Below are 10782 nucleotides of genomic sequence, written 5' to 3'. Positions count from 1 at the left end.
ATAGGACACGACGACATTGGTCTGCTCGATCCGGAACCAGGCTGCGGTGACGAGGATCGATGTGCCGGTCGGCTGATATTTCACCCCCGCCTCGATCTGCTTGCCGAGCGACGGCTTCGGGGGGCTGCCATCGCGCAGTTCCGCATTCTGCGGCTGGAACGAGGTCGAGTAGCTTGCATAGGGCGCCAGCCCGAACGGCAGCAGGTACAGCGCACCCGCGCGCCAGGTGAACTTCTCGTCTTTCTGCGCCTTGCCGTTGCGTTCCTGGCGGGCCCAGTCCTGGCGGCCGCTCAGCGTCACGCGAAGTCCGCCGACCGCAATCTGGTCCTGCGCATAGACCCCCTGCTGGCGCTGGCGGACATTGGCCGAATCGACGCGGGCCAGGCTGCCGTCAAAGGCGTAGCCCGCGACCACGAACGGCGACTGCGGTGTCGGCATCGTCCCGTAGACCGGGTTGAAGACGTCGATCGGCGACGCGCCGCCAAAGGCCGAGAGTCCGGCCGAATGCGCGACCTGCCGATCGACGCCGAACAACAGGCTGTGCGTCAGCGGTCCGGTCACAACCTTGCCGGTCAGCTGATTGTCGAACGTCCAGTTGTTCAGCTGTTCGCGCGTCGAATAGGAGTAGCGGCCATAGACGGTCGGCGCCGTCGCAAACGGATCGAGCGCCGGCCCGCCGGTATAGACGATCCCCAGATTGCTCTTCACATATTGATAGCGACCCGACGACCGCAGCGCCCAGCCGCTGCCGAAATCATGGTTGAAGATATAGGTCAGCGCCGCCTGTTCGCGGCTGAAGAAATCGCCCGGCTCGCCGCCGTAGAATTTCGTCGAGATCTTGCCCGCCGGGTTGTCGATCAGGGTGCCGAGCGCGGGGAAGACGCCGTAATTGCCGTTATAGGGATCGTGCGAATAGGCGCCAAGCAGCGTGAAGCTCGTCCTGCTGTTTGCGCCTGCGGTCACCGCAGCGGAGATCGTCTGGCGCTCGCGCTTGCCCTGACCCTGCGTTTGCTGGTCGTCGGCGCCGTTCGCGCTGCCATAGATGCGCCACAGCACGTCGTTCCCCGCGCGCCCGCCGATATCGGCGTCGACGCGGTACAGGTCGTAGGTGCCATAGGTGCCGCTGACCGCACCATAGGTTGCGCGATCAAGCGGCAGCTTGCTGACCTCTGCGACCAGACCGCCCGGGCTCGACTGGCCATAGAGCACCGAGGCCGGGCCCTTGATAATCTCGACCCGATCGAGCCGCGACACGTCGACCTGCGGCACCGCATAGCCGGTCGCGCTGCCGAACTGGCGCAGCCCGTCGAGATAGACCGGTGCGTCGAACCCGCGCAGCTTGAACTGGTCGTACACTTCCGCCGATGCGCCACGCGTCTCGGGGGTCACGCCCGCAACGAAGCGCAGCGCCTGATTGAGGTTCTGCAGTCCCAGCCCGGCAATGTCAGCGGCGGTGATCACGCTGATCGACTGCGGCGTCTCGACGATCGGCGTCGCGCTTTTCGTCCCCGACGACGCGATCGTCGTCGCCTTCTCGCCGGTCACGACGATCACGCCATGATCCTGCGGCTCGGACGCGTCGGTTTCGTTCGGGCTTGTTGCCGCTGCCACAGATGCGTTGGGGGTCGTGTCCTCCGGGGCGGACGTGGCCCAGGCCGGTGTTGCGGGCAGCGCGGCCGTGAGAATGGTGCCGGCGAGCAGCAGGCGGGCGAAGCGACGATCGGACATGAAAAACCCCTTTCCGGCTCGCTACTGTTGTCGCGACTGATTTGCAATAGCGTTGCGACCGATTCGCAAACCGCGTTTTCAGTGGCTTGGAAAAGCGGTTCACCGTTCGCGTCTGAGCGGTGGTCCTGATAGGGTGTTGCCATGGACTTCTTCCCCGCCCTGACCGACGCGCACCGCGCGTTCGTCGAACGCCAGCCCGTGTTCTTCGTCGCGACCGCGGCCGAGGGTGCGCGGATCAACCTCAGCCCGAAGGGCATGGACAGCTTCCGCGTTCTTGACGCTGGCACCGTCGCCTATCTCGACGTTGGTGGCTCGGGGAACGAGACCAATGCGCATCTCGCCGCCGACGGACGCATCACGATCATGTTCTGCGCGTTCGACCGCCCCGCGCTCATCTTCCGCATCTATGGCCACGGCACCGCGGTGCTGCCGCAGGACGATCGCTGGGACGCGCTCTATGCGCAGTTCACGCCCTTGCCGGGGACCCGGCAGATCTTCGAGATCGCGGTCGACCAAGTGCAGACGAGCTGCGGATGGGGCGTGCCCGTGATGACGCTCGATCGCGAACGCCAGACTCTGTCCAAATATCATGCCGGGCAGAGCGATGCCGAACGGCTCGCCGAATGGGCCGAGCATCCGCGCAGCATCGACGGTCTGCCGACGCGCGTGCCGACCGTCGCGCCCGGTGCAGCCCGATGAGTCTCGCCGAGCTTGGCCGCTACAGCCGCAACGAGGCGCTGATCATCGCCGGCCGGCTCGAAAGCGAGGGCATCGCCGCGATCGTGTTCGACGGCGACATGGCGATCGGCGACGGCAGTGATCTGTTGATCCCGGTCCGCGTGATGGTCGACGCGGACGATTTCGATGAGGCACGCGCGATCATTTCCGACCGCTGAGCGAATAATCTTCCGGCGACGCGCTGCCCGTTTTTAAGGCAATCGTCGCGCGCTGCACAGTTTCTAACGGCCCGGCGCGCCCGGCACGCCGTCCCCGCCCCGTCCCGCACCCTGCCGGTAAACTGGCACGGTCGTTGCGTTGTGTTCGACGTAAAAAGGGGAAGGGGCGCGATGAAACTCGTCATTGCCATCATCAAGCCGTTCAAGCTCGACGAGGTGCGCGAAGCGCTCACCACGCTCGGCGTGGCGGGCATGACGGTCACCGAGGTCAAGGGGTTCGGCCGGCAAAAGGGTCAGACCGAGATTTATCGCGGTGCCGAATACACGACCAACATGGTGCCCAAGATCAAGGTCGAGGTCGTGTGCGCGACGAGCCTGGTGGACCGCGTGGTCGAGGCGATCCAGGCATCCGCCAACACCGGCGCGATCGGCGATGGCAAGATCTTTGTGGTCGACGTCAGCCAGGCGGTGCGCATCCGCACCGGCGAAACCGACGACTCGGCGCTCTGAGGGGAGGGGGACACGATGAAGCATGACATGAAGACAGCCGCCGCGGCGGTTCTGGGGTTCGGTGCCGCGCTGGTCGCCGCCGCGCCCGCCTTTGCGCAGACGGTCGTCGCACCCGCGGCCGCGCCTGTCGTCGCCACCGTCAACAAGGGCGATACCGCCTGGATGATGACCTCGACGATCCTCGTCCTGATGATGATCCTGCCGGGTCTCGCGCTGTTCTACGGCGGTCTCACCCGGTCGAAGAACATGCTCTCGACCATGACGCAGATCGGCGCGGTCGCAGCACTCGCGATGCTCATCTGGGTGATGTGGGGCTATACGCTGGCCTTCGGTCCCGACGTGACCAATCCGCTGCTCAGCAACTTCATCGGCAGCCTCGACAAGGCGTTCCTCAAGGGGATCACCCCCGCCTCGCAGGCGGCGACCTTCACCGCGGGCGTCGAAATCCCCGAATATGTCTTCGTCTGTTTCCAGATGACCTTCGCCGCGATCACGATTGCGCTGGTGCTGGGCTCGGTCGTCGAGCGGATGAAATTCTCCGCGGTGATGGTGTTCGGCCTGGTCTGGCTGACGATCGTCTATTTCCCGATCGCGCACATGGTCTGGGCCGCGTCGGGCTATTTCTTCAAGGCCGGCGCGCTCGATTTCGCGGGCGGGACCGTCGTCCACATCAACGCGGGCGTTTCCGCGCTGGTCGCCGCACTGATGCTCGGCAAGCGGATCGGCTATCCCAAGGAGCCGATGGCGCCGCATTCGCTGGTGATGACCGGGATCGGCACCGGGCTGCTCTGGGTGGGCTGGTTCGGCTTCAACGCCGGCTCCGCGCTCGAGGCGAACGGGTCGGCTGCACTGGCGATGATCAACACCTTCGTCGCGACCGCGTCGGCAGCACTGTTCTGGATGCTCGCCGAGCGGCTGTCGGGTCACAAGGGGTCGGCGCTCGGCTTCTGCTCGGGCATTGTCGCGGGGCTGGTCGCGGTGACGCCGGCGGCGGGCAATTCCGGCCCGTTCGGTGCGATCGTGCTGGGCGCGATCGCCTCGCTGATCTGCTTCATGGCGGTGTCGAAGATCAAGCCGCTGCTCGGCTATGACGACTCGCTCGACGCGTTCGGCATCCACGGCATCGGCGGCATGGTCGGCGCGATCGGCACTGCGGTGGTCTATGCCCCGTCGCTCGGTGGCCCGGGTGCCGCCGACTATGCGATCGGCGCCAAGCTGCTGGTGCAGATCCAGGCGGTTCTCGTCACGATCATCTGGGCCTCCGTCGGCACCGTGATCGCGATCCTGATCGCCAAGGCGGTCACCGGCCTGCGCGTCTCGCCCGAAGTCGAGGTCGAGGGTCTCGACATCGGCGAGCATGGCGAGCGTGCCTATAACTGATCCTGTTCGGTAGCGGGCCGCCCGAGCCCGCACCCACGATGTTCCTCCTGCGGACAACCTGGCCCGGTGCGCACAACGCACCGGGTCTTTTTTTGCGTGTCGATCGCGGTGCCGACAGGGTGGCCGCTAGACGCCCATGTTCCTGGGCGCCAGCCGCCGGATATCGAGCACGTCGACCCGCGAGAGCATCACTGCGCCGAGCGTCCGGTCGCCGGTCTCGACGAGGATCCCTTCCTGCGTCGCGCGCACCGTCCGCCAGGTGACCTCGCGCACCGCGATCCGCTTGCCGACACGCTTGACCGCGGCGACACGGCCATCATCGGCGACCGCGAGCGCGCCGCGCCCATCGGCGCCGACGACCGCGCCCGACACGGCAAAGCCCGGTAGTTGCGCCTGCGCCGCCTCGGCGGCCTCCTCGGCGGTCTCGATCCGTATCACGCGCCGTTTCCGGGCCGTTGCCCAGCCGATACCGCCGACCGACGCCACCAATGCCGCGACCGCAGCCCCGATCACCGCGGGGCCGAGCGCGATCGGGATCATCGCGGCCCTGCGAGCGCGTCCAGCATCGGGCGGATACCGCGCAGGTCATAGCCCGCGTCCTCGGCCTGCGCGAGCAACAGGTTGGGATTGCGCCCCGCCTTTGCCGCGGCCAGCGCCCACAGATTGCAGCTCCGTGTGCCCGACCGGCAATAGGCGAGGACGGGGCCTTTGGCCTCGGTCAGCGCCTGGGTCATCGCGTCGATCTGCGGATGCGAAAAGCCCGCATGCGTCACCGGAATCGCGACATAGTTCAGGCCGGCCGCTTCCGCCGCCGCACGGATCGCGTCGCCCGAAGGCTGGCCCGCATCCTCGTCGTCGGGACGGTTGTTGACGATCGTCTTGAACCCCGCCGCGGCGATGTCCGCGACGTGCTCGACCGCGATCTGCGGCGCGACCGAAATGCTTTCGTTGATGTGCCGGATCATGCGGACTCGCGGATAACTGCCAGAAAGGCATCTCCATAGGCGTCGAGCTTGCGCGCGCCAATGCCCGATAGCACCGCGAGCGCCGCCCGCGACGCGGGTCGCTGCGCCGCCATGTCACGCAGCACCGAATCGTGGAAGATCACATAGGGTGGAACGCCCGCGTCCTTCGCCAGATCGCGGCGGCATACGCGCAGCGCCTCGAACAGCGGATCGTCGACTGGGTTTGGCACGGCCCCCGGTGCAGTCTTGCGCCGCCGCTCGCGCTTGGGCGGCACGATCACCGACAGCGCCGCCTCGCCCTTTAGGATCGCCTTGGCCGCCGGCCCGAATTCGAGGCCGCCGTGCGGGTTCGTCCGCAGCGCATCCTTCAGCATCAGCGCGCGCGATACGGGTTTCAACAGCGCCACCTCGTCGCCCTCGACGATCCCGTAGACCGACAGCGCCTCATGCCCGTTCATCAGGCTGCGCTCGCTCGACACGCCGGTCAGGATGCCCTCGATATAGCCGACGCCGAACATCTGACCCGTCCGGAACACCGCCGACAGGAATTTCCGCGCGGTCTCGGTTGCGTCCACCGCATCGACATTGCCGAGGCAATTGTCGCAATTGCCGCAATCCTCGAGCCGCTCTTCGCCGAAATGCTTGAGCAGGATCCGTCGCCGACACCCCGCGGTCTCGACCAGCCCGCCCATCGCGGTCAGCCGCTGGCGCTCGCCCGCCTGCCGCTCGGGTTCGACCTCGCCGATCCGCTGGCGGGCGCGCGCGAAATCCTCCGCGCCCCAGAACAGATGCGCGATCGCCGGATCGCCGTCGCGCCCCGCGCGCCCCGTTTCCTGATAATAGGCCTCGATCGATTTCGGCAGCCCGGCATGCGCCACGAACCGCACGTCGGGCTTGTCGATCCCCATCCCGAACGCGACGGTCGCACAGATCACCATGTCCTCGCTCGCGACGAAATCCGCCTGGTTCTTCGCACGGATCTGCGGATCAAGTCCGGCATGATAGGCGCGCGTCGGTCGCCCGCTGCGCCCCAGCGCCTCGGCCAGCTTCTCGGTCGCGGCGCGCGTCTGCGCATAGACGATCCCCGGCCCCGGGATCTTCTCGAGGATGTCGGCAATCTGCCGGTTGACGTTATCGCGCGCCGAAATCGCATAGCGGATGTTCGGCCGGTCGAACCCCGACACGATCAGCCCCTCGCGCGAAATCCCCAGCTGTTCGAGGATATCCGCGCGCGTGTGCGCATCCGCCGTCGCGGTCAGCGCGAGCCGCGGCACGTCGGGAAAGCTGTCGAGCAGCGGCCGCAGCAGGCGGTAGTCGGGGCGGAAGTCATGCCCCCATTCGCTGACGCAGTGCGCCTCGTCGATCGCGAACAGGCTGATCCGCGCCTGCGACAGCAGATTGCGGAAACTCTCGTTCGAGGCCCGCTCGGGCGCGACGTAGAGCAGGTCGAGATCGCCCGCCCGGAACCGCGCGATCGTCTCCTCGCGGTTGGTATCCACGCTCGTCAGCGTCGCCGCCTTGATCCCGACCGCGGTCGCGGCACGCAACTGGTCGTGCATCAGCGCGATCAGCGGCGACACGACCACGCACGTCCCCTCGAGCATCGTCGCCGGCAGCTGGTAACACAGCGACTTGCCAGCTCCGGTCGGCATCACCGCCAGCGTCCGCTGCCCCGCAAGCACGCGGTCGACGACATCGCGCTGCACGCCACGAAAATCAGGAAAGCCGAAGATGCGCTGGAGATCGGGAAGGGGGTCGAGTGCCATCGCCGTCTAGGTAGCGATCCCCGCTGCGATGTCGAGGATAGCGCGGGTCTTATCGCTTGATGTACACCACCCCGGCGGAGGCTGGGGTCCGGTTGGAAAGGCGGCGATAACGGTGCGCAGTCCGTCGTGATTACCGTCTCCCAATTGGGCCCCGGCCTTCGCCGGGGTGGAAGATGGTGGGACGACCCTATTCCGCCGCGAGCGCCCCCGCGTCATCGCCGGCGCGCTCCTGCGCCTGGCGGTTCCACATCTCCGCATAGACACCTTCGCGCCGCAGCAACTCGGCATGTGTGCCCTTCTCGACGATCCGCCCCGCCTCCAGCACGACGATCTGGTCGGCATGCACCACGGTCGACAGCCGGTGCGCGATCACGATCGTCGTGCGACCGCGCTCGATCGCCTCGAGCGTGTCGAGGATCTCCGCCTCGGTGCGGCTGTCGAGCGCGGACGTCGCCTCGTCGAGGATCAGGATCGGCGGGTTCTTCAGCAGCGTGCGTGCGATCGCCACGCGCTGCTTCTCGCCACCCGACAGCTTCAGACCACGCTCGCCGACGCGCGTCGCATAGCCCAGCGGCTGGCGTTCGATGAACCCCGCGATCGCCGCGCCCTTCGCCGCCGTCTCGACCTCGGGTATCTCCGCCCCCTCACGGCCATAGGCGATGTTGTAGCCGATCGTGTCGTTGAACAGCACGGTGTCCTGCGGGACGATTCCGATCGCCGCGCGCAATGATGCCTGGCGGACCTGCGCAATGTCCTGTCCGTCTACGGTGATCCGCCCGCCCGTCAGGTCGTAGAAGCGGTAGAGCAGCCGGGCGAGCGTCGACTTGCCCGCGCCCGACGGTCCGACCACCGCGAGCGTCGATCCCGCGGGCACGTCGAGTTCGAGATCGCGCAGGATCGGCCGCCCGGCATCATAACCGAACGAGACATTCTCGAACCGGACATGACCCGCGCTGACCGCCAGTACGGGGGCGTCGGCCACGTCGACCACGGAAGCGGGCGTGTCGATCAGGTTGAACATCGCCGCTATGTCGAGCGCGCCCTGGCGGATCGTGCGATACACCATGCCGAGCAGGTCGAGCGGCCGGAATAGCTGCGCCAGCAGCGTGGAAACGAAGACCACGTCGCCCGCCGACGCCTCGCCCCGGCTCCACCGCCACACGACGAAGCCCATGCCGCCCGCGAGCATCAGATTGGTGATCAGCGCCTGGCCGAGGTTCAGCCATGCGAGCGAATTCTCACTTTTTACCGCGGCTTCGGAATAGGCGGTGATCGCGCTGTCGTAGCGCTTCGCCTCGCGCTCCTCCGCGCCGAAATACTTGACCGTCTCGAAGTTCAGCAGCGAATCGACCGCATGCGCGACCGCACCGGTATCGAGGTCGTTCATGCGTGCCCGCAACGCATTGCGCCAGTCGGTGACCATCCGCGTGAACGCGATATAGCCGACCACCATCACGACCGTCGCGACGACCAGCGGCCAGCCGAACTTGGTCCAGAACAGACCCAGCACCAGCACGAGTTCGAACAGCGTCGGCGCAATGTTGAACAGCAGGAAATAGAGCATCGTATCGATACTCTTCGTCCCGCGCTCGACCACCTTGGTCACTGCGCCCGTTCGGCGCGACAGATGGAAATCGAGGCTCAGCGCATGGAGATGGCGAAACACCTGCGCGGCCAACCGCCGCGACGCGTCCTGTCCTACACGTTCGAACACTGCGTTGCGCAGATTGTCGAACAGCGTCGTCCCGAATCGCGAGGCCGCATAGCCGATCACCAGCAGCACGACGAGCGTCAGCGCGTCGCGGTCGTTCCCCGCCATTGCATCGACCGCATATTTCAGCGTGAACGCCGCGCCGAAGACCTGCACCAGCTTCGACGCGATCACGAGCAGCATCGCGACGACGATCCGCGCCTTCAGCTTCGGCTGCCCCGCCGGCCACAGGAATGGCAGAAAGCGGCGGAGCGTCGGCAGCAACGGCTGGTCCGCGCGGGTGGAGGTGTAGGTATCAGGGGGCATTGCTGGTGGTGATGTAGGCGTGGTCAAGCCCCGGCGAAAGCGGTTGACGGAACAATCCTGCCACTTCGTCGCTTTTCATACCGTGTCCAACGCCGGGCACGGCGATCCACTGGAGAATGAAATGGAACCGCTGTTCTACGTCATGGCCATCATGGGTTGCAGTGACGGCAATATGAACTGCACCGAGGCCCGGGTCGTGCCGGCGCGCTACGAAACGATGGCGCAGTGCCGCGCGGCGCTTCCCGATCAGCTCGCGCGGAACACCGACGTCCCCTATCCGATGATCGGCGCCAACTGCCGCACCGCGGGTGCGCAGATCGCCGTGACAGGCAAGGTCAGGATTCGGGGCTGATCCGCTCCTGTGGGGGGCACTGCCCGTCCCCCTCCCGTTCGTGCTGAGCGAAGTCGAAGCACAGGCCCCGAACGGAGGCCCTTCGACTTCGCTCAGGGCGAACGGAAGGGGCAGGGACAGACGCTGAATGTGCTAGGGCCGGATCTACCGCGGCCGTGTCCACAGCCTCGAATCGCGCGGCATACGCGGATACAGCCGCTCCCGCGCCGCTGCTTCCCGCGCGGCTCTCGCGATAAATCCCAGCTTTTGCGCCCCCGACGTCGTAACGCGGTGATCCCAGGCATGCTCGCCACGCGCCGCGACGGCCCGTCCGATTGCGCCATAGATACCGGCCGCGGACAGCACGGCCCAGGCCGATCGGAACGATAGCGCGGGCGTGCCCTCCCGTGCGCTCGCCTCGAACGCCGCCGCGCGGTCCGCCATCCGTTTCGTGAGCACCGCGAGGCGCGCGCGGAACGGCGGCTTCATGTGCTGGCCCGGCGGAAAGTCCATCTCGACCAGCCAGTCCTCGGGCAGGTAGCAGCGCCCGACCCGGTCATCCTCCTCGACATCGCGCATGATGTTGGCGAGCTGGAATGCCATTCCCAGGTCACAGGCGCGGTCGAGTGTGTCCTCGTCATCGGGATCGACGCCCATCGCGATCGCCATCATGCAGCCGACAACGCCCGCGACATGGTAGCAATATTTGTACAGGTCGTTTTCGGAGCGCGGTCGCCACTCGCGCGCATCGAGCGCGAAGCCCTCGACCAGGTCGCGCGCGAACCGCTTGGGCATCCGCGTCTCGGCCGCGACGATCCGCAGCGCATCGAATGCGGGCTCGCCGACGACCTCGCCCGCCAGCGCCTGCTCTGTCATCGCCGACAGCGTGACGAGCCGCGCCGGGGCATCGTCGACCACGGTCATGCCATGCCCGTGATCCTGCCCGTCGGCGATATCGTCGCACCGCCGGCACCAGGCATAGAGCAGCCACGCCCGTTCGCGCGTCGGCTTGTCGAACAACAGGCTGGCGGCCGCGAAACTCTTCGATCCGCGCGCGATCGACTCCTTCGCCGTCGCGACGATCGCTTCGCGGGTGGGGGTGGGGGAGGTCATGCCGCCACCTTTACTACCACCCCGGCGATGGCCGGGGTCCAGGTGGGAAAGCGAGTGTAACGACGCGTAGCGCGGG

Annotated in this window: 11 protein-coding genes; 5 read left to right on the top strand and 6 right to left on the bottom strand. The window is 66.8% G+C overall.

What is annotated here, in order from left to right; all coding sequences use genetic code 11:
* Positions 1–1728 (bottom strand): TonB-dependent siderophore receptor (locus tag sphst_RS01035; protein ID WP_107045031.1); only part of this gene is annotated, 1728 nt, incomplete at its 3' end.
* A 141-nt stretch (positions 1729–1869) separates the two neighbouring features.
* On the opposite strand from sphst_RS01035, the gene sphst_RS01030 reads away from it, so the two are divergent.
* From sphst_RS01030 to sphst_RS01015, 4 genes are all read left to right on the top strand, one after another.
* The gene (locus sphst_RS01030) at positions 1870–2427 is read left to right on the top strand and encodes a pyridoxamine 5'-phosphate oxidase family protein (protein ID WP_031439289.1); all 558 of its coding nucleotides are present in this window, start codon (positions 1870–1872) and stop codon (positions 2425–2427) included.
* Entirely contained in the window at positions 2424–2624 is a 201-nt protein-coding gene (locus tag sphst_RS01025) for a putative signal transducing protein (protein WP_031393861.1), read from the top strand. The genes sphst_RS01030 and sphst_RS01025 overlap by 4 nt, the downstream gene beginning before the upstream one ends.
* Positions 2625–2795: 171 nt before the next feature.
* Positions 2796–3134: a P-II family nitrogen regulator gene (locus tag sphst_RS01020; RefSeq protein WP_031439291.1), complete on the top strand. Its 339-nt coding sequence runs from the start codon at positions 2796–2798 to the stop codon at positions 3132–3134.
* Between the two features lie 27 nt (positions 3135–3161).
* A complete protein-coding gene (locus tag sphst_RS01015; protein ID WP_031394700.1) occupies positions 3162–4514 on the top strand; it encodes an ammonium transporter in 1353 nt (450 codons plus the stop codon).
* Positions 4515–4640: 126 nt separating this feature from the next.
* Here the strand turns inward: sphst_RS01015 and sphst_RS01010 are convergent, their stop codons facing one another.
* The 4 genes from sphst_RS01010 to sphst_RS00995 form a co-directional block, all read right to left on the bottom strand.
* Positions 4641–5054 (bottom strand): hypothetical protein, encoded by a 414-nt coding sequence (locus tag sphst_RS01010; protein ID WP_031394699.1) that lies wholly within the window; start codon positions 5052–5054, stop codon positions 4641–4643.
* A complete protein-coding gene (locus sphst_RS01005; protein ID WP_031394698.1) occupies positions 5051–5479 on the bottom strand; it encodes a TIGR01244 family sulfur transferase in 429 nt (142 codons plus the stop codon). Before sphst_RS01005 ends, sphst_RS01010 begins: the two co-directional genes overlap by 4 nt.
* A complete protein-coding gene (gene recQ / locus sphst_RS01000) occupies positions 5476–7245 on the bottom strand; it encodes a DNA helicase RecQ (protein WP_107045030.1) in 1770 nt (589 codons plus the stop codon). Before recQ ends, sphst_RS01005 begins: the two co-directional genes overlap by 4 nt.
* Positions 7246–7432: 187 nt before the next feature.
* Positions 7433–9262, bottom strand: a complete 1830-nt coding sequence (locus sphst_RS00995; protein WP_031394048.1) for an ABCB family ABC transporter ATP-binding protein/permease — start codon at positions 9260–9262, stop codon at positions 7433–7435.
* 121 nt (positions 9263–9383) lie between these two features.
* Between sphst_RS00995 and sphst_RS00990 the strand changes: the two genes are divergently transcribed.
* Positions 9384–9614, top strand: a complete 231-nt coding sequence (locus sphst_RS00990; protein ID WP_031394047.1) for a hypothetical protein — start codon at positions 9384–9386, stop codon at positions 9612–9614.
* A gap of 144 nt (positions 9615–9758) precedes the next feature.
* Here sphst_RS00990 and sphst_RS00985 read toward each other — a convergent pair whose 3' ends face one another.
* Complete coding sequence (locus sphst_RS00985) at positions 9759–10706, bottom strand: phytoene/squalene synthase family protein (protein ID WP_031394046.1); 948 nt, start codon at positions 10704–10706, stop codon at positions 9759–9761.
* Between the last annotated feature and the right edge of the window lie 76 nt (positions 10707–10782).

Origin of the sequence: Sphingomonas sp. STIS6.2 (assembly GCF_000732685.2) — a bacterium.
Lineage (GTDB): Bacteria > Pseudomonadota > Alphaproteobacteria > Sphingomonadales > Sphingomonadaceae > Sphingomonas > Sphingomonas aerolata.
This window is presented reverse-complemented; position numbering and strand designations above follow the sequence as displayed.

What these genes read in the sequence shown, in the direction of transcription:
- sphst_RS01025 (WP_031393861.1), top strand. Translation starts at nt 2,424, where the DNA reads ATGAGTCTCGCCGAGCTTGGCCGCTACAGCCGCAACGAGGCGCTGATC.
- sphst_RS01010 (WP_031394699.1), bottom strand. Translation starts at nt 5,054, where the DNA reads ATGATCCCGATCGCGCTCGGCCCCGCGGTGATCGGGGCTGCGGTCGCG.
- recQ (WP_107045030.1), bottom strand. Translation starts at nt 7,245, where the DNA reads ATGGCACTCGACCCCCTTCCCGATCTCCAGCGCATCTTCGGCTTTCCT.
- sphst_RS00990 (WP_031394047.1), top strand. Translation starts at nt 9,384, where the DNA reads ATGGAACCGCTGTTCTACGTCATGGCCATCATGGGTTGCAGTGACGGC.
- sphst_RS01015 (WP_031394700.1), top strand. Translation starts at nt 3,162, where the DNA reads ATGAAGACAGCCGCCGCGGCGGTTCTGGGGTTCGGTGCCGCGCTGGTC.
- sphst_RS01020 (WP_031439291.1), top strand. Translation starts at nt 2,796, where the DNA reads ATGAAACTCGTCATTGCCATCATCAAGCCGTTCAAGCTCGACGAGGTG.
- sphst_RS01005 (WP_031394698.1), bottom strand. Translation starts at nt 5,479, where the DNA reads ATGATCCGGCACATCAACGAAAGCATTTCGGTCGCGCCGCAGATCGCG.
- sphst_RS00995 (WP_031394048.1), bottom strand. Translation starts at nt 9,262, where the DNA reads ATGCCCCCTGATACCTACACCTCCACCCGCGCGGACCAGCCGTTGCTG.
- sphst_RS01030 (WP_031439289.1), top strand. Translation starts at nt 1,870, where the DNA reads ATGGACTTCTTCCCCGCCCTGACCGACGCGCACCGCGCGTTCGTCGAA.
- sphst_RS00985 (WP_031394046.1), bottom strand. Translation starts at nt 10,706, where the DNA reads ATGACCTCCCCCACCCCCACCCGCGAAGCGATCGTCGCGACGGCGAAG.